Source organism: Stenotrophomonas sp. YJH_SMC_130 (assembly GCF_059369035.1).
On the sequence record NZ_JCAFSH010000005.1, the window covers coordinates 1 to 24,071 of the forward strand.

Annotated in this window: 15 protein-coding genes; 7 read left to right on the top strand and 8 right to left on the bottom strand. The window is 68.6% G+C overall.

Annotated elements, in window-relative coordinates:
- The 6 genes from AC5P5V_RS09325 to AC5P5V_RS09350 form a co-directional block, all read right to left on the bottom strand.
- Positions 1-8,076 (bottom strand): two-partner secretion domain-containing protein (locus tag AC5P5V_RS09325; RefSeq protein WP_308141037.1); only part of this gene is annotated, 8,076 nt, incomplete at its 3' end.
- Positions 8,077-8,162: 86 nt separating this feature from the next.
- Positions 8,163-9,845: a ShlB/FhaC/HecB family hemolysin secretion/activation protein gene (locus AC5P5V_RS09330; protein WP_231352377.1), complete on the bottom strand. Its 1,683-nt coding sequence runs from the start codon at positions 9,843-9,845 to the stop codon at positions 8,163-8,165.
- A 256-nt stretch (positions 9,846-10,101) separates the two neighbouring features.
- Positions 10,102-10,791, bottom strand: coding sequence for a ComF family protein (locus AC5P5V_RS09335; RefSeq protein ID WP_134968764.1), 690 nt, complete (start codon positions 10,789-10,791; stop codon positions 10,102-10,104).
- A gap of 88 nt (positions 10,792-10,879) precedes the next feature.
- Positions 10,880-12,049, bottom strand: a complete 1,170-nt coding sequence (locus AC5P5V_RS09340; RefSeq protein WP_134968765.1) for an L-dopachrome tautomerase-related protein — start codon at positions 12,047-12,049, stop codon at positions 10,880-10,882.
- Positions 12,050-12,243: 194 nt separating this feature from the next.
- The gene (locus tag AC5P5V_RS09345) at positions 12,244-12,699 is read right to left on the bottom strand and encodes a hypothetical protein (protein WP_181357891.1); all 456 of its coding nucleotides are present in this window, start codon (positions 12,697-12,699) and stop codon (positions 12,244-12,246) included.
- Between the two features lie 68 nt (positions 12,700-12,767).
- Positions 12,768-14,138: a chloride channel protein gene (locus AC5P5V_RS09350; RefSeq protein WP_134968766.1), complete on the bottom strand. Its 1,371-nt coding sequence runs from the start codon at positions 14,136-14,138 to the stop codon at positions 12,768-12,770.
- 202 nt (positions 14,139-14,340) lie between these two features.
- On the opposite strand from AC5P5V_RS09350, the gene bioB reads away from it, so the two are divergent.
- The 5 genes from bioB (at position 14,341) to bioC (ending at position 19,179) form a co-directional block, all read left to right on the top strand.
- A complete protein-coding gene (gene bioB, locus AC5P5V_RS09355; protein ID WP_061479030.1) occupies positions 14,341-15,384 on the top strand; it encodes a biotin synthase BioB in 1,044 nt (347 codons plus the stop codon).
- A 67-nt stretch (positions 15,385-15,451) separates the two neighbouring features.
- Positions 15,452-16,675, top strand: coding sequence for an 8-amino-7-oxononanoate synthase (gene bioF, locus AC5P5V_RS09360; protein ID WP_134968767.1), 1,224 nt, complete (start codon positions 15,452-15,454; stop codon positions 16,673-16,675).
- An 18-nt stretch (positions 16,676-16,693) separates the two neighbouring features.
- Positions 16,694-17,473, top strand: a complete 780-nt coding sequence (gene bioH / locus AC5P5V_RS09365) for a pimeloyl-ACP methyl ester esterase BioH (RefSeq protein ID WP_061479028.1) — start codon at positions 16,694-16,696, stop codon at positions 17,471-17,473.
- Positions 17,474-17,502: 29 nt separating this feature from the next.
- Positions 17,503-18,282, top strand: coding sequence for an SDR family oxidoreductase (locus tag AC5P5V_RS09370; RefSeq protein WP_231352378.1), 780 nt, complete (start codon positions 17,503-17,505; stop codon positions 18,280-18,282).
- Positions 18,283-18,294: 12 nt separating this feature from the next.
- Positions 18,295-19,179, top strand: coding sequence for a malonyl-ACP O-methyltransferase BioC (bioC, locus tag AC5P5V_RS09375; protein WP_134969520.1), 885 nt, complete (start codon positions 18,295-18,297; stop codon positions 19,177-19,179).
- A gap of 113 nt (positions 19,180-19,292) precedes the next feature.
- On the opposite strand, the gene AC5P5V_RS09380 is transcribed toward bioC, so the two are convergent.
- Together AC5P5V_RS09380 and AC5P5V_RS09385 are read right to left on the bottom strand one after the other, a co-directional pair.
- A complete protein-coding gene (locus AC5P5V_RS09380) occupies positions 19,293-19,937 on the bottom strand; it encodes a YdcF family protein (protein ID WP_194442065.1) in 645 nt (214 codons plus the stop codon).
- Positions 19,922-20,884, bottom strand: a complete 963-nt coding sequence (locus AC5P5V_RS09385; RefSeq protein ID WP_069138789.1) for a pyridoxal-phosphate dependent enzyme — start codon at positions 20,882-20,884, stop codon at positions 19,922-19,924. Before AC5P5V_RS09385 ends, AC5P5V_RS09380 begins: the two co-directional genes overlap by 16 nt.
- A 160-nt stretch (positions 20,885-21,044) precedes the next feature.
- Here AC5P5V_RS09385 and AC5P5V_RS09390 point away from each other — a divergent pair, with 160 nt between their 5' ends.
- Both AC5P5V_RS09390 and mnmG read left to right on the top strand, forming a co-directional pair.
- Complete coding sequence (locus tag AC5P5V_RS09390) at positions 21,045-21,536, top strand: hypothetical protein (protein WP_049415731.1); 492 nt, start codon at positions 21,045-21,047, stop codon at positions 21,534-21,536.
- Positions 21,537-22,123: 587 nt separating this feature from the next.
- Complete coding sequence (mnmG, locus tag AC5P5V_RS09395) at positions 22,124-24,013, top strand: tRNA uridine-5-carboxymethylaminomethyl(34) synthesis enzyme MnmG (RefSeq protein WP_231352379.1); 1,890 nt, start codon at positions 22,124-22,126, stop codon at positions 24,011-24,013.
- The last annotated feature ends 58 nt before the right edge of the window (positions 24,014-24,071 follow it).

Below are 24,071 nucleotides of genomic sequence, written 5' to 3' on the forward strand. Positions count from 1 at the left end.
CGACGACTGCGTGTGGTCTTCCGCTTCGCTGCGCAGGGTGATGTTGTCCCGCGCGGCCAGCGCCACGTTGTCACCCTTCACCTGGCTGCCGATGATGCTCAGGTCACCGGCGGTGGCCACGATGCTGACGTCGCCCTGGCTACGGATGGTGCTGCCCACCGCCGACTGGTCGTGGCTGGTCTGGCTGGCACTGGAACTGGAGGCGCCGATGCCGATGCGCAGGCTCACGCCGTCGGTGGCGCCGGAAGCACCTTGCTGCATGGCGCCGCCCACGCCAGCGGCGGCATTGGCCGCCTGCACCGCGTACAGCGCCTTCAGGCGATCATCCTGCGCATGGCCGGCCGCCTTGGCCGCACCGTAGGCGGCCAGGGCGGCATCCACCACACCGCCGGTCAGGCCGACGTTGATACCGGCACTCTTCTGCTTGGTGCTCTGGTGTACGTCAGTGGTGCCCTGTGCCGCGTCGATCACCACCTGGCCGCCCACCAGCTGCGTACCGGTCCTCGACAGCACGTCCGAACCGGTGATGTGCAGCGTGTTGCCGGCGCTCAGGTTGACCCGGCCATCGGTTGAGCCGATCAGGCTGCCCTGTGGCGCGCTCTGCTCGATCTCCAGGCCCTTTTCCAGCTTGCTCTGGCCGATGGTCAGGTTGAAGCCACCACCGCCGAACACGCCCGAGCGCTTGACGGTCTTGTCATGCTCTTCGCTGTGCTTGGAGGTGGCCGTGCCGATGGTGAGGTCGCGGGTGGCGGCCACCACCACATCACCGGTGGCAGCCACCTGCGCCGCCTGCGCGACGACGTCACGTCCGGCGCCGATGGTCACCGTCTCGCCGCTGAGCGTGGTGCCCACCACCAGACTGTCCCGGGTTGCGTCGTAAGTGGTGGTGGTCTTGCTCGACAGCAGGCCCTTCTTCCTGCGCGTGGTTTCCTGCTCCCAGCTGTGGTCCTCCTGCGCCGCCAGCAGGTTCACGTCGCGCGTAGCGGCAATGCTGATGCCGCCGTCGGTGCTGCCCACCTGCGTGGCAGTGAGGTTGGCATCGCGCCCGGCCACCAGCGCAATGTCACCGCCGGCCTGCAGCGAAGTGCCGTGCACGGTCTCATCCATGCTCTGCGTGGTCTGCGAGAAACGCTTGCCACGGCTCTGCTGCTGGCTGGTGTTGGTGGTGGTTTCGGACTGCAGGTTGAGATCGCGCCCGGCCACCACGGCCAGGCCGTCGCCGGCCTTCAGCTGCGCGGCCTGCAGGTTCACGTCCTGCCCGGCCTGCATGCCCAGCGAGCCACCAGCCTCGATGCCGCTGGCGTTGAGGGTTTCGCGCGTGTAGCGGTTACCGCCCCAGCCGCCCTGTTCGGTGGTGGTCAGTGCGTTGAGGTTGATGTCGTTGCCGGCCGTGGCATGGACGCTGCCGCCGGCCTTGGCGGTCACTGCCGTCAGGTTCAGATCGTGGCCGGCGTCCAGCGACAGGCCGCCGCCCACGTCCAGCGTGGTGCGACGCAGGCTTCCATCACCCTGCATCTGCGTGGTGAGGTTGAGGTCGCGGCCGGCCTCCAGCGCCGCGTTGCCGCGGGCACGGGTCTGCGAACCGACCAGTGCCAGGTCACGTCCGGCTTCCAGCGCCAGGCTGCCGCCGCTGCGGATGCTGGCCACGTCGATGCCGCTGACACTCTTCAGGTCGCGGCCGGCCACCAGGGCCACGTTACCGCCCTGGATCAGGCCGCTGTTGTTGAGGATGTCCTCCACGGCGGTGATGCGGGCATTGCCGCCTGCGGAAATGCCACCGCGATCGTTGAGCAGGCTGCCGGTATCGATGGTCAATCGATCATCGGCGCGGATCATGCCCTGGTTGGACACATTGCCGGCGCGGATCTCCACCGACTCGCCAGCGATGGCGGCGCCCCCCAGCTGCAGGCGGTTGGCGGTGGCCTGGGACAGGTACACCACCGGCACCAGCACCTTCTGGCCGTCCACTTCCTGGGCGACCATCCACACGATGTCTTCGTTGAGCGCGGCCACCTGTTCGGCCGACAGCGCCACGCCCACGCTCAACTGCTGGCGCGCGGCTTCGGTCACGCCGGCATCCATCATGGCGCGGTACTGGCCCATGCCATCGCCCTGGTCGGCATCCAGGTAGCGACGCCCGGTCAGGCCGGTGATCTGTTCCATCACCAGGCGCTGCTCGTAGAAGTCGTCACCCATCCGACGCAGCTGCTTGTCGGGGTCCAGGTTCAGGCGCTGGAACATGTAGTCCGAGCCGATCCACTGCCCGAAGTTGGCGAAGCGCGGGTCGGTTTCCACCAGCCAGCGCTGGTTGCCCGGATTGACCGTGTACAGGCCGCCACTGGGCAGCGACAGGCCCGGCAGCGGATTCTGCGGGCTGCCCACCACCTGCGGCGGCGGCACCGTGGTGACACGGCCAGGGCCCGGGGAGCCGGTATCACCGGCCGTGCCCGCACCCTGCGCCTGCGCGCTGGCAGGCCCGGTGACCACGCCCTGCTGTGCACCCGGTGCGCCAGCATTGCCGCCGACCGCGCCGGCGCCCTGCTGCTGGCCCAGTTCGGGTGCGTAGGCGTTGTTACCCTGCCAACCGGCAACGTCCAGCGGTGTGCCACCGCTGTGCGCGGTGACCACGGCGTTGTTGACCTCGCGCGCTTCGATCTGCACCTTGCGGCCGGCGGTGATGCTGGCATTGCCGCCGGCCAGCGTGACCTGCTTGGTGACCGTGCTGGTGCCCAGCGCGCGGCTGCCGCCATAGATCTCGAAGTCGCAGCGGCTGGGGCAAGGGCGGTAGGTGTAGTCGATGGTCGACGTGCGCTGGACCACCTTGTAGCCGGCCAGCGCCTCGTTGTTGACCACGCCGGCCCAGTCATTGGGGTCTTCGCTGTTGGATGAGCCGCGGCCGTTGATCGAGAGGTTGCGACCGGCGGCGATGGCCGAGTTCCGGTTGTCGACCGAGCCGCCGGACATCTGCATGTCGCGACCGGAAATCAGCTGCGATGCCGCGCTGGCGGCGATGACGGTGGTGCCTTCCAGCACCAGGTCCTTGTGCTCGGTCCAGACTTCCAGCACGGCACAGTCGCCCGGGCACAGCTTGCCCGGCGGTGCCGGGCCGTCGATGCCGTCGACCCTGAACGTCCCGCTGTCCGGGTCGGCAGCGCCTTCGTTGCCGCTGTAGACCTTGTGCTGGGTGACCAGCACACGACGCTCGTTGGCCACGCCCAGTGCAGCCAGGACCAGGTCGTTCTCGGCCTGGATGCGCCCGGAACGGTTGCGGATCTGCTGGGCGTTGCCGCCGTTCCAGCCCTGCAGGCGGATGTCACCCAGGCTGAAGAGCTCGCCGTCGAGGTTGTCGATGTAGTTGGCATACAGGTTGATGCGGCCGGTGGCCGCCATCAGCCCTTCGTTGTAATCGCGTGCGACCAGCGTGTCGCCCAGGTCGCGGCCGTTGGTGATGCGCGAGGCGCGCAGTTCCAGCGCGTTGCCCATCACGGTGCCGGTGTTGGTGATATTGGCAGCCGACACCTCCACCGTATCGCCGTCCACGCGACCGGCATTGCTGAAATCGCCGGTCGTACTCAGCGCGACACGACCACTGCCATTGCCTGCCGTGGCGTTGAACTGCCCGCCAGCGGTGTTCTCGATCCGCGCCGCCGAGACTTCAAGCGTGCCCTTGCTCTCCAGGCGCCCCTGGTTGACCAGTGCGCCGGCCACGTCCAGCTTCAGCAGCCCGTTGCTCTCCAGGCGCTGGCCGTTGCCATGCACGTAATCGCCCGCCAGCGTCAGGCGCAACTCGCTGCCGCCGAACAGGCGGCCGATGCCGCTGAAGGCCTGCAGGCGTGCGCCGAGTGCTTCATAGGCGCTGATTTCGCCGCCGCCATTGGCCAGGCTGCCCAGCGTCAGCTGGCTCTGGCGACTGAGCAGCCGGCCGTTGCTGTTGTCCAGCGCGGCAAGATCCAGGCGCAGCAGGTTGCCTGCGCTGAGCTGACCACCAACGTTGAATACCTGCGCGCCTGCGCGCTCCAGGTACAGGGTATTGGCCGCGTGGACCATGCTGCCTGCGTTGTCCAGCGATGCGGTCTGCAGGCGCAGGTCGGTTCCGGCCACCAGCTTGGCCTGGCCGCCTTCGGCGCGGTTGTCCACGCTGCCTGCGGTCAGCGTCAGCGCACCACCGGTGCTGCCCAGGGTGCCGCCACGGTTGTCCAGCGCAGCGGCCGATTCCAGCGACAGCTGCCCGGTGCCGTTGGCCACGATGCGGCCGCCACGGTTGCCCACTGAGGCAGCGCGGATGTTCGCAGGGCCCTGTGCTTCGATGTTGCCCTGGCTGTTGTCCAGTGCCTGGCGGATCTGCAGATCCAGCGAGGTGCCGCCGTGGACCAGGCCACGCTGGTTGGCCAGCGCACCGGCCACGTCGAGCGCGAGTTCCTGGCGGGCGTACAGGTTGCCATCCACGTTGCGCAGGTCGCCCGTGCGGCTGGTCACGCGCGCATTGCCCTCGGCGCCCAGCAGGCCATTGCTGTTGTCCAGCTGGGAGGCCAGCACCTGCAGCTGGCCGGCGCCACGCTGCACGATGGTGCCAGTGCGGTTGTCCAATGCCCCGGCAGCGTCCACGGTAAGGTTGCCGCCAGCATCGAGCCGGCCACCGGTGTTGACGATCTCCGTGCCGGCTACGCGTGCCCCGCTGCCTGCGGTGAGCGTACCGCCGCTGTTGTCGAGGCGACCGGCAACGGCCACGTCCGCCTCGCCGTTACCGACGATCAGGCCTGCATTGCTGTTGTCCAGCGTGCCGGTCTCGATCTTCAGCACACCCGTGCCCGCATGCTCGATGCGGCCACCCTGGTTCAGCAGCTGCGCAGCCTTCAGGTGGACACTGCCAGCATTGGCGGCGATGCGCCCGCCGGTGTTGCGCAGGGCACCTGTCAGGCCAAGTTCAAAGGGATCGGTGCCGGTCTGCAGCAGTTCGCCGGCGCTGTTGTCCAGCGCGGCCGCCAACAGGCCGATGCGCGTGCCCTGCAGGCTGCCCGCATTGCGCAGCAGGTCGGTGGCACGCAGGTCGAGCAGACCGATGGCGGTCAGGCTGCCGCCGATATTGCGCCACTCACCGCTGCGCGCCTGCGCCAGCAGGGTGCCACCGGACCAGACCTGGCCACCCTCCAGCAGCAGGCTGTCGCCCAGCAGGTGAACCTGCTGGCCGGCGTTGATCTGGCCGGCGTTGCGCAGCTGCTGACGCGCATCAAGGGTGACGCTGCCGGTGCTGCCGACCTTGCCGTCGGCCAGCAGGCCCGCCACGATCACGCCGCTGTTGTCGATCTGCCCCGCCCGCAATTCGATGTCACCCGAGGCCAGCACGCGCCCGCGATTGCTGGCCTGGGCGGCCTGCAGCGTGACCGTGCGCGCCTGAACGTCGGCCGCAGTGCGCAGTGCCTGCGCAGCCTGCAGCGACAGCGCGCCGCTGGCGAACAACGCCGCCTGGTTGTCCAGGTCGCCGTCGCTGCGCACCTGCAGATCAGCGGCGCTGTCGATCGTTCCCTTCAGCGTCACGCCGGCATCGGCGGACAGCACGACGCCCTGCTGCGCAAAGACCTTGCCCAACTGCTCCAGGCTGCCGCCCGCGTGCGCGGTCAGTGTGCCGGCCGCCAACGTGCGCCCGCCCAGCACCAGGGCTTGGTCACTGCTGAGCTGCACGTTGCCGCGCTCGCTGCCCAGTTCACCCTCGCTGCGCAGGGTCCGGCCCCGCACCTGCAACGCCTGGCCGGCCACCAGGCTGCCCTGGTTGTCCAGCGAGTCGCGCACGGTGACATCGACATCGCTGACGCCATAGAGGTCGCCACGGTTGTCGATCACATCGGCCTTGGCCGTCAGTGCTCCCTTGGCGAACACGTTGCCGGCGTTGTCCAGCGTCACCGCATCCAGCTGCAGCGACTGCGCACTGGACAGGTTGCCGCCGGCGCGGTTGTGCAGCGCGTCGGTGCGCACGTCAAGCGCGCCATCGCTGGCGATCACGCCGGCATTGTCCAATGTGGTGGTGCGCAGCTGTGAGCGGTCGCGACCGTAGATCACACCACTGTTGCTCAGCTCAGTGGCGCGCAGATCCATTGCCTGCTGGCCATGCAGGCGACCGTCGTTGATGACCTTCTGCACGTCCACGGCCACCACGCGTGCCAGCGCCGTGGCGGCCGCCTGCTGCCGCAGAACGCTGCCCTGAAGGGTCAGGGTGCCGCCGGCTTCAAGCCGGTTGCGGTTGTCGAGCGTGGCAACGGACAGACGGGCATCGGCTGCGCTGCCGATGATGCCGGCGTTGTCCAGCACATCGGCGTCGACCTGCAGGCCCTTGCCCCCCTGGATGCTGCCGGTGGTGTCATTGTCGATGCGTGCGTTGGAGTTCAATGCCAGCAGGTCCACCGCCTGCAGCGTGCCGCTGTTGCGCAGACGATCGACCGTCAGCGTGGCCTGGCGGGCCTCAAGGGTGCCTTGGTTGTCCACGCTGCCGGCAGACAGTTCCAGCGCCTGCTCGGAGAGGATGCGTCCGGCGTTGTCCAGCTGCTGGCGCGCCTGGATCTTCAGCAGCCCGCCCGCAGACAGCTCGGCACCCTTCAGCTGGGTGATGCGGTCGGCCGCTGCACGCAGGTTGGCACCGGCACCGATGATGCCCTCGTTGTCGATGCTGGCCGCATCGAGTTCGACGTCGGCGTCGCTGTACAGCTGGCCGGCGTTATGCAGCTGCGCGGCCTGCATCCGTACGCTCTGGTTGCCCAGCAGCAGGCCGGCGTTGTCCACCTGGCGGGCCTGCACGTCCAGCGCCTGCGCGCCCAGGCGCGCGCCCTTGTCCTGTGCCAGCGTGTCGGCGCGCACGGCAAGCCCGGCGCCTGCGGTCACCTGTGCATGGTTCTGCACCTGTGCGGCAGCCAGCGCGATGCTGCCCGCGCTCTTCACCGTGTCAGCCAGGGTCAGCGTGCCACCGGCGTCCAGCTGCATCTGTGCGGCCTGCGCGCTGCCGGCCAGGTCCAGATTCTGGTTGGCGCGTACGGCCAACGCAGCGCCCGCCGACGTCGAACCGGCAAGCGACGCCTGCCGGGCACGGATCTGAAGATCTCCCTGTGCGTACTGGGTACCGTCGGCCTTCAGGTCACCGTCGGTTTCGATCTGCAGGCGGCCTGCGGCCGCCGTGCGTCCGCTCAGGCGGACATCGCCGGCCTGGGTCAGGATGAAGTCGCCTGCGTCGGCCACCATCTGGCCCGTGCTGCGCACGCCCACGCCGGCCTCGGTACCGACCAACCGGATCTTGCCTGCATACATGCCCCCGAGGGCGGCAACATCCAGGCCGAACTGCGGGCGTTCGCCTTCTCCGGTGATCGCCTGCGTCGCCAGGGTCTGGGCATCGATCTGGTTGGCGCCGGTGACCACGTTCACCTGGCGCGCCCAAAGGCCCGCGTTGAGCTGCACCGCGCGGGCCAGCAGGTCGACGCCTTCCAGGTTGCCGGCATCCAGGCCGTTGCCTTCCAGGCGGATCGTTCCGCGCGACACCCGGAACGCAGACAGGCTGCCATCGTTGCCGAACACCGGGGTGCCGGTGGTCAGCGTGCCACGGGTGGTATTGATGAAGCCGCAGCCATCGCAGGTGATGCCATTGGGGTTGGCGACGATCACCGCCGCCGAGCGCCCCGCCACCTCGATGTGGCCCTGCAGGCGCGATGCGTTGGTGGATGTCACCTCATTGAGGATCAATCGTGCCGACTGGCCCGGCTGCAGGTTGCCGTTGCCCTGGATGTAGCCACCCAGTTGGGTCTGCACGGTGCTCGCGCTGTTGTTGAGGATCTGCCCCTCGCGCCCGACGTTGTAATCCTGGAAGCGGTTGTGCGATACGCCGCCCGCGTTGGGCCGGTTGATCTGGATGACCGGCACGCCGTTCGCCGCCTGGTCGGCCCGCGCCTGCTCGCCGGCCTGTACCTGCACCTGGGCAAACGAGCTGCCCGGGGCCAGGAACGCCAATGCCAGGGTGGCGCTCGCCATCGCGGTGCGCAGGCGCGTGGCCCAACCGGCGCCCGAAGCGGACAGGGACAGACTGCGGAATACGTTCTTCATGCCAGGTGCTTCCATCAACCCAGGGGGGAACTGCACACACAACAACCCGATCACGTCGCCGCGCGGCGACGGTGCTTCCAGTCGAATCAGAACTGCCAGGACGCGCGGAATCCGATCACGTGACCGCGTGCCTCATGCTTGAGCCACGCCGGGCGGCTCATCGGTACGCCGACGAAGCCATCCCACGCCCATCCGCCCAGCTCGCCGCGTGCACCCAGGTGGGCGCCGCTGAGGGTTCCGCCGCCGATACCCTGGCGGTCGTCGCGCTCGATGTGGCCGATATCGATGCCCGCATAGGGCGCGATGGCGCGATGTGCCATCCAGCTGATGCTGTTGCGCCAGTAGCCGCCACGGCTTCCGCCGAGTGGCACCTCGCCATCGAAGCCGTTGACGGTATAGCGGCCACCGACGCTGATGAACTCCGAGCCATACAGGGCGTCCTCGCTCCACTGGTAGCGGAGCGCGGTGTTCCATGCCAGCGGACGCGGCCCGGATGTCAGGGCGCCACCGGCGCCGATATCCAGCGTGGTCAGCCCATAGCGGAACGTCGGCGCCAAGTCATCACGGCCCACGGCGTCATCATCCCCTCCCAGCCACGGCACGCCGCGGCGGTGCGCCAGGCGGACATCGGCCTGGACCCGCCCCAGGTACTGGCGGTGCAGCAGCGCCAGCTCGACCGAGGTGGTACGCCGGCGCTGGCCTTCGATCTCCACGCCTTCCACGTAGCTGTGCGACGACCGTTGCGCCACGCGCAGCTCGATGCCGCTGCGATAGCTCTGGCCACGCACCAGCAGCCGTTCCACGGCCAGGTCGACGTTGCTGGAGGTGCCGGTGCTGGCGAACGTGTCGGCGTTGCTGGCGATGGTCTGCTTGTAGCGCGAGCTGTAGGTGCTGGTGCTGAAACGCCAGTTGCCCAGCGGAACCGACCACGATGCATTGAAGCCGTGGGTACCCCGGCCCTTGTCGGCACTGCCGTCGCTGCTGACGCCAATGCTGAGCAGGTCGTTGACGCGAGCCAGGTTGTCTACCCACGCGGTCGCGCCGACCTGCTGCTTTCCGGTCGCACGGCTGCCGGCATCATCCAGCGACACCGAGGCACGCCATCGCTTGCCGTGGCGGATGCTGATGACCACGTCCGACTCGCCGGGCGCCTCGCCCGGCACCAGTTCCATGTTCACGTCCTGCGACGGAACTCGCTTGAGCTGCTCCAGGCCCTGTTCCAACGCGCGCAGATTGAGTACGTCCCCCGGCCGCGCGGGAAACGCACTCTTCCACATCGAATCGGGTACCTCTTCCGCGTTGAAGCGGATCTGCCGGATCACGCCCGGCACCAGCTGCAGGCGCAGGGTTCCGCTGCCCAGGCTCTGCTCGGGCAGGCCGATGCGGGTGGTCACGTAGCCCTTGGCCAGCGCCAGATCCGAGGCACGCCGCACGATCAGCGCGATGCCCTGCTGGCCCACGCAGCGGCCACGGTAGCGATCGAGATAGCGCTGCAGGAACGCGAACTGCCCCAGATGCGCGCCGTCAAGCTGCAGCTGCTGCAGGGTGAAGCACGGTTCTTCGTCCGGCAGTTCCAGCGAATGCAGATCGGTGGCAGCGGCCGGCTGTTCGCGTGATACATCCGGCAATGCCTGCCGCTGCTCACGCTCGCGCGCCTCGCGCTCGGCGCGTTCGCGCAGTTCCTGCTGCTCGGCGAACGAGGGACTGGCCGACTGTGCATGCACGACGCCGATCCACAACAGTCCCGCAGTGCCCAGAACGGCACGCACGCTGCATCCTGCTTTTCTGTTGCCCATCAACGACTTCCTTGTCCAGCATTGGTACAGACCTGGGGCTGTGAGCAGACATCGTGCAGAGAGAACATGCGGCCAGCACCGACTCGACCGCCAACCGCTATCGGCGGGAGTGCGCGGAACTTTAGGGTCTTTGCATCCGTGTACCCATTGCGGCGACGAAGTCGAGCACCACACGCTGAAGGATGGGCATCCTTCAGCAGCCGTCATACGTCGTCAATCGCTGCGGCCGTTACGGCACCCGTGCGCACACCCATACCCGCACGTCCCTGGCACCGGCCAGCCGCAACGTCTCGGCGATTTCCATCACTGTGCTGCCGGTGGTCATCACATCGTCCACCACGGTCAGCCGTGTCGGCGGCGACAAGCGCGTGCCGAATGCGTCAAAGAGGTTGTCCCTGCGCTGTTCTGCGCTGCGCTCGGACTGCGGCGCGGTGTGGCGGCGCCGGTAGAGGCCCTGCCAGACCGGCATCGGCAGCAACCGGCACAGTTCGGCGGCCTGGTTGTAGCCGCGCTGGCGCAGGCGCCGGCGGTGCAGCGGCACCGGCACCAGCGGTGGGCATGACCAGGGCGGTGGTGCGCGCAGCATCAACTGCGCCAGCAGGCGACCAGCCGCCAGGTCCTGATGGAACTTGTAGCGCACCAGCAGTTGGTCCACTGGCGGCAGGTACAACAGGCTGGCATGGGTGGCCGTCTGCGGTAGCGCTTCCTCGCGGCAGCTGCCGCAGACGATCAGGGCGGCGTCCGGTAACGGCAGCGCGCAACGCAGGCAGGCGCGGCCGGCCCAGGGGAGTCCGGCGAGGCAGGCGCGGCACAGGTCGAGATCATCATGGCCCGGATCGCCGCATACCAGGCAGCGCAGTGGCAGCAGCACGCGAAGCGCCGCCTGCAGGAGGCGAGTGGACTTGAACAGGACCGGCATGCACTACAGCGTGATCGCACCCCGGCCCTGGGGCCATCAGACGCTCGCCCTTCAACCCGTAGGCATCCTTACCCGTTTACGGATCACTTCACCTCGTGGGCGCCGGCGCGGCATCCACCCGCGTGCGGTACACCATGTACGGCGCCTGCCGCCGATCAACGCCGCCATTGAATCCGGCTTGGCGGTGCAGCTGGTTGGTGGTGAAGTACAGATAGCCATCCGGCCCCATCGACAACGTATCCGGCCACAAGATGCGCGAGTCGTGAACCACGGTCGTCCATCGCCCCTGCGCGTCACGGGCATGGATGGCGTTGTGCTCGTAGTCGCTGGCATACAACCGCCCGTTGGCGTCCATCTCCATGCCATCGGAGGCGCCCTTGTCGCCGAGGTCGACCACCGCAGCCGCCAGTTCCGCTTCACTCACCTTCGGATCGCGCAGCAGCGCGGTCGGCACGCTGTACAGATGACGGCTGGACAGGGGTGTGTAGAACAGCGTGGCGCCATCGGGCGACAGGGCGATGCCATCGGCGGCCACGGTGAACGGCTGCGTCGAACCATCCGCGTTGCGCAGCCGCATCTGCTGCCCTTCCACGATCGGCACGAAGGCGGCATCGGCCGAGGTGGATACGTGGCCCACCAGTCGCTTGGACGCGGCGCCAGTGGCGAGGTCGATCACGATGATGCCGCCGATACCGCTCAGCGACGAGTCGGTCACGTAGGCCACGCCCTCGCGGCCAACACGGAAATCGAAGCGCACATCGTTGACATAGGTGCGCGCGTCGATGACGTTGGCCGGGAACACCAGCGTCTTGGCCACGGTGTTGGTGGCAAGGTCGATCGCCACCAGTTTGGCACCGCCGGCCTGTGGCGCAGAGAACCCGGGCGCGGCGGTATCCAGCACCCACAACCGGCCCTGGCCATCGGCCACCACGCTCTGCACGCTGATGAAATGGGCCGCCGGATCGGGACCATCCTTGCGGTTGATGCGCGCATCCGGATAGGGCACGGCGCGGCCGTCGCGCCATTCGGCCACGCTGTAGCTCACGTCATCGCCCCAGCGCGGGAAGTTGACGAAGATGCGCCCGGTTTCTGATACCGCCACGCTGGTGGGCATGGCACCTTCGAAACGCGCCACCGGTTCGAGGGTACCGATGCTGCGCTCGCTGGGCAGCAGGGGCGCGCCGGACATCGCCAGCGCGGGAGAACTGGCCAGGGCCAGGACGGCAGCCGCCAGGCGGCGGATACGGCAGTTGATCATGATCGCGCTCTCGATGCAGGTCCGGGTGCAGCCCCGGCGTCGACGCATCTTCTGTGCCGCGCGTGGCATCGGGTAGACGGTGCAACGCGGAATCAGCTTCACTGCTGGAGTGAAGATGGAGGGCTGATTGATCGCGTTGATTGAAGCAATGATCGTTGTCTATCCGTTGCGTGCCTGCCTTGCGGCAAACCCGCTCAAGAAATCTCAACGGCTGCCAACGCGGTTTCGAACCTGTGCTGGCCCTCTTCACCCCACCAGGGAACGGTCATCACGCCACCCCGCCGCTGCAACTGGTGCAGAAGGAGCAGGAAGGCCTGGACCTCCCGCTGGCCCCATGACGCTCCCATGCGGTAATCGAGCGTCAACCCATGGCGCATGACGAGCACACCCAGTTCTGGCAGAAGAACGCCGCCGCAGGCCATGTCTGCAAGGCAGACATGGAAGGGTTCCACTTCGTCCTGGAGAACGCGTCGCGCGTCGCCCGGTCCCATGAACGGCTGACCAAGATCTTCCGTACGGTGCCAGAGCTGCACGCTTCGAGAACCCGCGACGCGGGCACCGCAGGCAAATAGATAGGCGAACGCATCGGCCGTTCCGGCGGCCTCACGGTACGCGAGCTCCACTTCCGGAAGCGAGCCATCATCGGTCACGAAGTAGCACCGTAACGTCGCCAACACCTCCTCTGGGAGGAGAATTGCTGCTACAGGCTGCATTGCTCCTAGTCATCTCCATTTTCGCGGGTGCGGGAGGTTCGCACACCAGGCGCCTCGACAGCCACATCTTCAGCCGTGCTCGGCACCATCAACAGCTCCGCCAACCCACGGTAGATCGGCACGCGGCACACCAGCCCGGACACGCCGCGTGCGATCAGCACCGTGGCCAGGATCGGCAGCAGCAGATCACCACTGTCGGTCAGCTCCAGCGAGATCACCGCCGAGGTCAGCGGGGCCTGGGTGACGCCGGTCAGGTAGGCGCACATGCCCAGCAGCACGAACGCACGCGGATCCACGCCCGGCATCAGCACCGCCAGGTTGTGGCCCAGTCCCGCACCGACCGCCAACGCGGGCGAGAACAGGCCGCCGGGAATACCGGCCACGTACGATGCGAGGTTGGCCAGCAGCTTCATCAACCCGAACTCGTGGCCGACCATCGCCTGCCCCTGCACCAGGCTGCGCGCCTGCTCGTAGCCGGTACCGAACGCGCCGTCGCCGAAGGTCAACGCCAGCGCCACCACCACCAGGCCGCAGCCTGCCGCCAACAGCACCGGATGCCGCTGCCGCAGCTGCCCCAGCCAACGCGGACGGCCCGCCGCGCTGGACAGTACCGCACGTGCGAACAGCCCGCCCAGCAGGCCCGCCACCACGCCGCACAGCAGGATGGCCAGCCAGCCCTGGCCGAGCGGCAGGCGTGCGCTCACATGGCCGAAGTAGGTGTAGTTGCCCAGCAGGCCCAGCGACACCACGCCACCGACGATCACCGCGGTCAGCAATGTGCCTGAGAAGCGATGCTCGAAGCGGCCGCTGAGCTCTTCGATGGCGAAGACGATGCCGGCCAGCGGCGTGTTGAACGCCGCCGCAATACCGGCAGCGCCACCCGCCAGCAGGAAGTGCGAGAGCTCGCGGGGATCATTGAAGCCGAACCAGCGGCCGAACAGATACATCAGGCTTGCGCCTACGTGCACGGTGGGCCCCTCGCGCCCGACCGATGCCCCCCCCAGCAGCGACAGCGAAGTCAGCAGCAGCTTGCCGGCCGAAACTGCTGGGGAAAGGTTGGTTTTCCGGAACGGCTCATCGGCCTTGTCCAGCGCAGCGATGACCTGCGGAATGCCGCTGCCCCGCGTGGGCTTCAGCACGCCGGAAGTGAGCCAGGCCAGCAGCGCGAAGATGCCCGGCGTGAGCAGCAGGGCCCACCATGGCGAGTGCGCGGTGATGCGCTGGAACAGATGGAAGGCCGCATCGCTGGCCTTGGCAAACAGGATCGCCACCAGTGCCACAGCCACAGCGCCGCCCCAGAGCGCGGCACGGCGGCGCCAGGCTTCGCTGATAACCAGCGCGGTGATGCGGCCGCGGAGGCGATGGAGATCGGTCATGGGAAAGAGTCTGCGCGCCAGCGCTTGCGTCGGGCAGCGGCCACTGTGGCCGGAGGCCTTGCAGGATGCGGTGAAATGCGGCGCATTCCTCGCTGTAGGACACGCCAATAATTGGTAAACCATATCAGTCAATAAATAGTTGACAGCCCTCCCCACCCCACCCACACTGCCGCCCTCGCTCCACTCGTACCCAAGGTCCGCCATGGCTGCTGCCATCCGCCACGACTGGCAACACGACGAACTGCAGGCCCTGTTCGACCTGCCGTTGCCCGAGCTGCTGTTCCGCGCCGCGGCGGTCCACCGTGAGCACTTCGACCCGGCGCAGGTGCAGGTCTCCACGCTGCTGTCGGTGAAGACCGGAGGCTGCCCGGAAGACTGCGCGTACTGCCCGCAGGCGCAGCGCTACAGCACCGGCGTGAACGCGCAGAAGCTGATGGATACCGATGCGGTGCTGGCCAAGGCCCGCCAGGCGAAGGCCGCCGGTGCGTCGCGTTTCTGCATGGGCGCCGCGTGGCGTTCACCGAAGGACCGCGACATTCCCAAGGTTGCGGCGATGATCGCCGGGGTGAAGGCGCTGGGCCTGGAGACCTGCGCCACGCTGGGCATGCTCAGTGGCGAACAGGCACGTGCGCTGAAGGACGCCGGCCTGGACTACTACAACCACAATCTCGACACCGCGCCGGACTACTACGATTCGATCATCCACACGCGCCAGTACCAGGACCGCCTGGACACGCTGGAGCACGTGCGCGAGGCCGGCCTGAAGACCTGCTGCGGCGGCATTGTCGGCATGGGCGAGACGCGCGCGCAGCGCGTCGGCCTGCTGCTGGCGCTGGCCACGCTGCCGGCGCATCCCGATTCGGTGCCGATCAACAGGCTGGTGCAGGTGGCGGGCACCCCGCTGCATGGCAGTGCCGAGCTGGACCCGTTCGAGTTCGTGCGCATGATCGCAGTGGCGCGCATCGCCATGCCGCGCTCGATGGTGCGGCTGTCGGCCGGGCGCGAAGCCATGAGTGACGAACTGCAGGCGCTGTGCTTCGTGGCCGGTGCCAACTCGATCTTCTACGGCGACAAGCTGCTGACCACCGGTAACCCGGAGAGCGAGCGCGACCTGGCCCTGTTCGCGCGGTTGGGCCTGCAACCGATGGCGATGCAGGTGGACGCCGAGGGCCACGACCACGGTGGCACCGTGCACGCCGATATCAGCGCCGAAGCGCCCGGCTGTGGCTGTGCTCACGCGGCCTGAGACAGGCCGCAAGCAGGCGTCGCGGCAACGCGCTACCCTAGCCGCCCCGTCGCCGCATTCAGCCGCCATGGCCCGCCCCGACCTGACCGCCCGCCTCCACGCCCAGCGCGCCCTGCGCGATGCCCAGGGCCGTCGCCGCACGCGGCGCACGGTCAACCGTCGTGATGGCGTCCGCCTGGAAGTGGACGGCCAGTGGCTGACTGGCTTCTGCAGCAATGATTACCTGGGCCTGGCCCAGCAGTTCAGCGTGGTCAATGCGCTGCAGGATGCCGCCGCACGCGAAGGCACCGGCGCCGGTGCATCGCACCTGGTCTGCGGCCACCACGCCCTGCATGACGCACTGGAGCGCGAAGTGGCGGAGTGGCTGGGCTACCCGCGCGCGCTGCTGTTCGGTAGTGGCTTCGCCGCCAACCTGGCCGTGCAGCAGGCACTGCTGAGCGAAGAGAGTGATGTCTGCGTGCAGGACAAGCTCAACCACGCCAGCCTCTTGGATGCGACGCGGCTGGCCGGTGCGCGCCTGCGCCGTTATCCGCACCTTGATGCCGAAGGCGCGATGCGCCAGCTCAAGCACGCGCCCGACGGCGCGGCGATGCTGGCCACCGATGGTGTCTTCAGCATGGATGGCGACATCGCACCGCTGCGTGCATTGTCGCTTGTGGCACGCCTGCAGCAGGCGCTGTTCTATGTGGACGATGCGCACGGCGTAGGCGTGATCGGTGACGGCCGTGGTGCCGTGGCCGCCGCCGGGCTGGGTGTGGACGATGTGCCGCTGCAGCTGGTCACGCTGGGCAAGGCACTGGGCGGTTCCGGCGCGCTGGTGCTGGGCCGCGACGATCTGGTCGAGCACCTGGCCGAAACCGCACGCCCCTACATCTACACCACGGCGATGCCGCCACTGCTGGCCGCCGCTGCACTGGAAGCGGTGCGCCTGGCACGCCGTGACAACTGGCGCCGCTCGAAACTGACCGACCTGATCGCGCTGTTCCGCAGCGAGGCACGCCGCCATGGCCTGGACCTGATGGCTTCGGAAACGCCGATCCAGCCGCTGCTGTGTGGTGACGATCATCGCGCTGTGGCGATGTCCAAGGCACTGGAACAGGCCGGTTGGCTGGTCGGTGCGATCCGTCCGCCCACGGTGCCCGAAGGCAAGGCGCGCCTGCGTGTCACCCTGTCCGCCCTGCACACGCCGGAACAGGTGCGTGGCCTGGTGGACGCGATCGCCAGCGCGCGCGATCGCGTGGATCTGGCGGTGCGTGACGCCGTGCCACCGCCGTTGCCTGTCTTTGCCTGAGCCTGCTGTCGTTTTCCCATGCATATCGACGTCACCGGCCAGGGGCCGGACCTGGTACTGATCCATGGCTGGGCCCTGCAGGGCGGTGTGTTCGCACCGTTGGTGCAGCGCCTGGCCGAGCGGTTCACCCTGCATCTGGTTGATCTGCCGGGCCATGGCCACAGCCGCGAAGACACCACACCGTTGCGCCTGCCATTCGTGGTCAACGCCATTGCCGCGGCCACGCCGCCGGCGGTGTGGTGCGGCTGGTCACTGGGCGGCCTGTTCGCACTGCACGCCGCCGCGACGCTTCCGAAGGTGCGCGGGCTGGCGATGATCGCGGCCACGCCGCGCTTCGTGCGTGGCGACGACTGGCCGCATGCGGTGGAGCCGGCGGTGTTCGAGCAGTTCGGGCGCGAGCTGGCGACCGATTTCGGTGGCACCCTGGAGCGTTTCCTGGCGCTGGACGTGATGGGCTCGGCGCACGCCCGCGAGGAGCTGCGCACGCTGCGTCAGCGCCTGGTCGAGCGCGGCGCGCCCACCGAACGCGCTCTGCTGGAAGGCCTGCGCCTGCTGGAAAGCACCGACCTGCGCGGCGCACTGCCGACGCTGGCCAGGCCCAGCGTGTGGATCGCCGGCCAGCGCGACCGGCTGGTGTCTCCGGCGGCGATGCAGGCCGCTGCGGCATTGGCCCCGGGTGCGCAGGCACTGACCATCGCCCATGGCGGCCACGCGCCCTTCCTCGGCCATGCCGACGAGGTGGCCAGCGCCCTGCAACACTTCGTTGCCGGCCTGTCACTGGCCGATGGCGGACAATGAGCGCCTTCCTCATTCCACGGGATTGACGCATGGATCTGGGTATCAACGGCCGCTGGGCACTGGTCTGCGGCGCAAGCAAGGGCTTGGGCCTGGGCTGCGCGCGTGCGCTGGTGCGCGAGGGCGTCAACGTGGTGATCGTGGCCCGTGGCGAGGAGGCACTGCAGGTTGCCGCCGCAGAGCTGAGCGCCCTGCCCGGTGCCGCTGAGGTGCGCGCGGTCGCCGCCGACGTCACCACCGACGCCGGTCGTGCCGCGGCGCTGGCCGCATGCCCGCAGGTGGACATCCTGGTCACCAATGCCGGTGGCCCGCCACCGGGCGACTTCCGCAATTTCGAACGCGACGACTGGATTGCCGCGCTGGACGCCAACATGCTGGCGCCGATCGCGCTGATCCGCGCCACCGTGGACGCAATGATCGCGCGTGGCTTCGGCCGCATCGTCAACATCACCTCGTCGGCGGTGAAGGCCCCGATCGACATCCTGGCGCTGTCCAACGGTGCACGCAGCGGCCTGACCGGGTTCGTCGCCGGCCTGTCGCGCCGCACCGTGGCGCACAACGTCACGATCAACAACCTGCTGCCCGGCCAGTTCGACACCGACCGCCTGCGCGCCAACTTCGCCCACACTGCGGGCAAGGACGGCGATGCCGGCGAAGTGGCCGAACGCCGCCGCCAGCAGATTCCCGCCGGCCGCTTCGGCACGGCGGACGAGTTCGGCGCCGCCTGCGCCTTCCTGTGCAGCGCACACGCCGGTTACCTCACCGGGCAGAACCTGCTGATCGACGGCGGCGCCTACCCCGGTACGTTCTAAGAGACTTTCGCAATGCCGTCCCACTTCGATGCCCGCCATGTCCGACGCGCGTTCGCCCGCGCCGCCACCAGCTACGACGCCGCCGCCGCCCTGCAGCGCGAGGTGCAGGCGCGGCTGGTGGAATCGCTGGACTACCTGGAAGCACGCAAGCCCGAGGTGGTGCTGGACATTGGCGCCGGAACCGGCCACGCCAGTGCGCTGATGAAGAAGCGCTGGCCGAAGGCGCAGGTGATCGCGCTGGACGTGGCACTGCCGATGCTGGACCAGGCCAAGCGCCAGGCCGGTTGGTGGAAGCCGTTCCAGCGCCTGTGCGGCGACGCCGCCGCGCTGCCGCTGGCCGACAACAGCGTGGACGTGATCTTCAGCAACCTGTGCCTGCAGTGGGTGGACGACCTGCCGGCGGTGTTCGCCGGATTTCGTCGGGTGCTCAAGCCCGGTGGCCTGCTGCTGTGCTCCACCTTCGGCCCGGACACGCTGGTCGAGCTCAACGAAGCCTTCGCGGCCGCCGATGACCGCCCGCACGTGAGCCGCTTTGCGCAGATCGCCCAGTTCGGCGATGCGTTGATGATGGCCGGCTTCCGCGACCCGGTGCTGGACCGCGATCTGTTCACCCTGACCTACGACGACCTGCCCTCGTTGATGCGCGAGCTGCGCGCGATGGGCGCGACCAATGCGCGGGTGGATCGCCGCCACACGCTGACCGGGCGTGGCCGTTTCGCTGCGGCGGCAGTGGCGTATGAACCGATGCGGCGCGCCGACGGCAAGCTGCCCAGCAGCTGGGAAGTGATCTATGCCCATGCCTGGGCACCGGACCCGGGCGCACCGATCCGCGAAGGCGGGCATGACGTGGCCTCAGTGCCGGTGTCGGCGATTCCGATCCGGCGCAAGCAGACCTGATCGAAAGCCGCCGGGCATGGCCCGGCGCTACCGGGCGCGCGATAGGGGCCGCGCCGGGTGCACCAATGGTAGCGCCGGGCCATGCCCGGCGAGCGCAGCGGCGCGGCAGCCGCTCAGGTATTGGCCGGCGAACTCAGCGGCGGCCGCACCAGGTCGCGGTGGAAGAAGTAGATTTCCTGCACCAGGAAGCGCCAGCTGGTGTGGAAGCTGCGGAAGCGCGTGCTGGGCGTGGACGAGGCCAGTGCATCGATGCCCAGCGCCTTGCTCAGGCGCAGCGCGCGCGCCATGTGCAGCGGGTCGCTGACGATGATCACCCGGTGCAGGTTGCGCTGGTCCATCAGCCGCTTGGCTTCCACCAGGTTCTGCACGGTGTTGCGCGAGGCAGTCTCGATCAGGATCGCATCGTCCGGCACGCCGTGCTTGAGCGCATAGCGCCGCGCCACCTGTGACTCGGAAAAGCGCGCGCCGGTACCACCATAGCCGCCGGTGAAGATCAGCAGTGGCGCGAACTGGGCCTCATAGAGATCCAGCCCATGACGGATGCGTTCTTCGAATACCGGCGACGGCTTGGCGTCATAGGCCGCCGCACCGAGCACGATGATGGCGTCGGCCTTGGCCGCCTGGTCACGCTCGCCGACCCAGACGATCCAGGCAGTCACGCCCAGCAGCCAGATCACCAGCAGGACGAACAACCGCCACAGCCAGCCCAGCAGGCCAGTGCGATGCCGGTGCCGGTCGCGGCTCACGGCGCCCCCCAGCGCAGTGCGGGCAGGTCGACGTTGCCGCCGGACAGCACCAGGCCCACGCGCAGGCCGGCAAAACGCTGCGGCTGCGCCAGCACCGCGGCGAGCACGGTCGCCGATGACGGCTCGACCACCTGCTTGAGGACCTCCCACAGCAAGCGCATCGCCGCCATCGTCGCCGCGTCATCGACCACGATCACCTCGGCGTTGGCCGCGCGCAGCAGCTCGAAGTTGGGCGCGCCGATCAGGGTGCGCAGACCGTCGCAGATCGTGTCCGGGGTGAACGGCCCCTGGCGCTCGCCAGCGGCCAACGAGCGCGCGGTGTCGTCCGCGCCGGCCGGCTCGGCCAGCACCAGCCGGGTCTGCGGGCTGGCGAGCTGCAGGGCCCGCGCGGTACCGCTGGCCAGGCCACCGCCGCCCACCGGTACCACCAGCACGTCGAACGGGCCGTCGCTGTGCAGCAGCTCCAGTGCTGCGGTGCCCTGCCCGGCCATCACCGCCGGGTCCGCATAGGGATGGACCAGGGTCGCGCCGGTATCAGCCTGTACTTTGGCGCAGGTGGCCTCGCGGTCGGCGATGGTCGGCGGGCAGCGCCAGAGCGTGGCGCCATGGCGGGCGATGTTGGCCAGCTTGGCTGCCACTGCACCTTCGGGCACCACCACGTGGCAGGGAATGCCACGGGTGCGCGCGGCCAGGGCCAGGGCGGCGCCGTGGTTGCCGGAGGAATGGGTGACCACGCCGGCGCCGGCGCGATCGGCATCCAGCGACCACACCGCATTGCAGGCGCCGCGGAACTTGAATGCGCCACCGCGCTGCAGATGCTCGGCCTTGAACGCCAGCTGCGCGCCGGCCAGCGCATCGAGCGTGCGCGAGCGCAGCACCGGGGTCACGCTGGCGTGCGGCGCGATCCGCGCAGCGGCAGCCAGGACATCATCGGCACGGGGCAACAGTGAATCGCTCATGACGCAAGATTAACGTATGGCTCCCTGCTGGCGACCCCGGCACAGGTCATGCCAGCATGGCAGCCTTCACCTCCATTCATCCTGGACAGTGAAGTTAAGGGCCGATTCAACGCCTGCGCATGAAGCTCCCTGTACAACCCGTCCTCTGGGGGGACCCACCATGAAAACGCGCCTGATGCTTGCCGGTGGCCTGATGCTGGCCCTGACCGGCTGCACCACCTACGACTATGTCGGCGGTGGCCGCAGCGGCAGCTACTACCACGGTGCGCCGTCGGTGGAGTACCGCTACCCCGCCGGCTATCCCTACAACTACGGCTACCCGTACTACGGCGGCTATGGCGGCTACTACGGCGGCTATGGCAATCCGTATTACTCGCGCCCGATCTACCGCCCGCCGCACAACCACCGCCCGCCACCGCGCCCACCCGGCAACGGCGGCGAGAACCGCCCGCCACCGCCTTCGCGGCCGTCGTACAACGGCGGTTCGCCGTGGCGGAACATGGACTCGATGCGCCGGCCGCCGCAATCGAACATCCAGCCCTCTGCGCCCCCGCCGCCGGCCCGTCCGGCTCCGGCGCCGAGTGCGCCAAGAATGAACGGTTCCCCCTGGCGCAACATGGATCGTGGGACGCAGCGCACAGTTGAGCGTTGAACCGTCTTGCATTTCACACGGTCCAAGCCGCACTCTACGGGGCCAGTGACGGCCCGCGTCACAAAGTGACAAAAACGACACGGGCCGCCGCAAAAAGCTCTACGCCGATATCCGACAGGAACATCTGGATCCCCCCTGTTCCGGCCCTGTCGGATGTCGGCACCTCTGAAGGCAGACGGACCCGCAGTGCGGGGCCGTTTGTTTTTGGGGCACGTTGTTCTGGTGCCGCCGCCACGGCATCCACGCATGGCGTGGATCTACCCAAGGCCCGTCATCAGTAGATCCACACCATGCGTGGATGGAGCTCTCCCGATAGCCTCCAGAAAAAAACAGGGCCGGGCAGTCCCCCGACTGCCGGCCCCCTGCTCCCCCACCGTGCGCCTGTACCGGCCCCTGTTCCAATTCCGGTCACGGGCGCCTGCGGCGCCAGCCACGGTGGGTGCTATTGGGTTATCTGCAAAAATCCTGCCAACTTTAGGGCTGATTTCGACGGGAGCCGGCCGGCGCCGACGTCCCAGCCCCGAATGGCGCTAAAATCGCCACCCCGGTGCCGCCCCGGCCGCGCCCGCCCCCAGCTGAACAGCCCCATGAACCCGTCCTTCCATCGTTACGACGTCATCGTCATCGGCGGTGGCCACGCCGGCACCGAAGCCGCGCTGGCCGCGGCCCGTACCGGCGTGCGCACCCTGCTGCTGACCCACAACATCGAAACAGTGGGCGCGATGAGCTGCAACCCGGCCATCGGCGGCATCGGCAAGGGCCATCTGGTCAAGGAAATCGACGCCCTGGGCGGTGCGATGGCGCATGCCGCCGACCGCGCCGGCATCCAGTGGCGCACGCTCAACGCCTCCAAGGGCCCGGCCGTACGCGCCACCCGCTGCCAGGCCGACCGCAACCTGTATCGCATGGCGATCCGCGCCATCGTCGAAGGCCAGGCCAACCTGACCGTGTTCCAGGCCGCCGTCGATGACCTGGTCATTGAAGGCGACGCCGTGCGCGGCGTCATTACCCAGACCGGCCTGCGTTTCGATGCCGAGGCCGTGGTGCTGACCGCCGGCACCTTCCTGGCCGGCAAGATCCATGTCGGCCCGACCCAGTACGCCGCCGGCCGCATGGGCGACCCGCCGGCCACCACGCTGGCGGCGCGCCTGCGCGAGCGTCCGTTCCAGGTCGACCGCCTGAAGACCGGCACGCCGCCGCGCATCGATGGCCGCTCGCTGGACTACAGCGTGATGGACGAGCAGCCTGGTGATTCGCCGCGGCCGGTGATGTCCTTCCTCGGCTCGGTGGACGAGCATCCGCAGCAGGTCAGCTGCTGGATCACCCACACCACCGAGCAGACCCACCAGATCATCCGCGACGCGCTGCACCGCTCGCCGCTGTACAGCGGCCAGATCGAAGGCATCGGCCCGCGCTACTGCCCGTCCATCGAAGACAAGGTGGTGCGCTTCGCCGAAAAGGCCAGCCACCAGATCTTCGTCGAACCCGAAGGCCTGGGCATCGTCGAGATCTACCCCAACGGCATTTCCACCTCGCTGCCGTTCGACGTGCAGCTGGAGATGGTGCGCAGCATCCGTGGCTTCGAGAACGCGCACATCACCCGCCCGGGCTACGCCATCGAGTACGACTTCTTCGATCCGCGCGGGCTGAAGGCTTCGCTGGAGACCAAGCTGGTCAACGGCCTGTTCTTCGCCGGCCAGATCAACGGCACCACCGGCTATGAGGAGGCCGCCGCGCAGGGCCTGCTGGCCGGCCTCAACGCCGCACGCCAGGTGCGTGGGCTGGACGGTTGGTGCCCGCGCCGCGACGAGGCCTACCTGGGCGTGCTGGTGGATGACCTGATCACCCACGGCACCAACGAGCCGTACCGCATGTTCACCAGCCGCGCCGAGTACCGGCTGCAGCTGCGCGAGGACAATGCGGACCAGCGCCTGACCCCGACCGGCCGCGAGATGGGCCTGGTGGATGATCGTCGCTGGGGTGCGTTCGAGACGAAGCAGGCCGCTGTTGCTGCCGAGCGCGCACGCCTGGGCGCGCTGTGGGCAACCCCGGCCAATGCGCTGGGCCGCGAAGTGCAGGACACGCTGGGCGTGGCGGTCAGCCGCGAGACCAACGTGCTGGACCTGATCAAGCGCCCCGAGCTGGATTACGCGCAGCTGATGCAGGTGCCATCGCTGGGGCCGGCCGTGGCCGACGCCAAGGTGGCCGAGCAGGTGGAGATCGGCGTGAAGTACGCCGGCTACCTGGACCGCCAGCGCGAGGAGATCGAGCGCCAGCAGCGGCATGAGGCCACGCCGATCGCCGAGGCGTTCGACTACGCGACCGTGCGCGGGCTGTCGGCCGAAGCACTGCAGAAACTGGAGCGGGTGCGCCCGCAGACCATCGGCCAGGCGCAGCGTATCCCGGGCATGACCCCGGCAGCGATCTCACTGCTGCTGGTGCACCTGGAGCGCGCGCGCCGCGGCCGCGTGGCGTAACGCGGGACCTTTCGCTGCTGGTGGGTACAGGCCTTGGCCGGCACGAATCATCCGATAG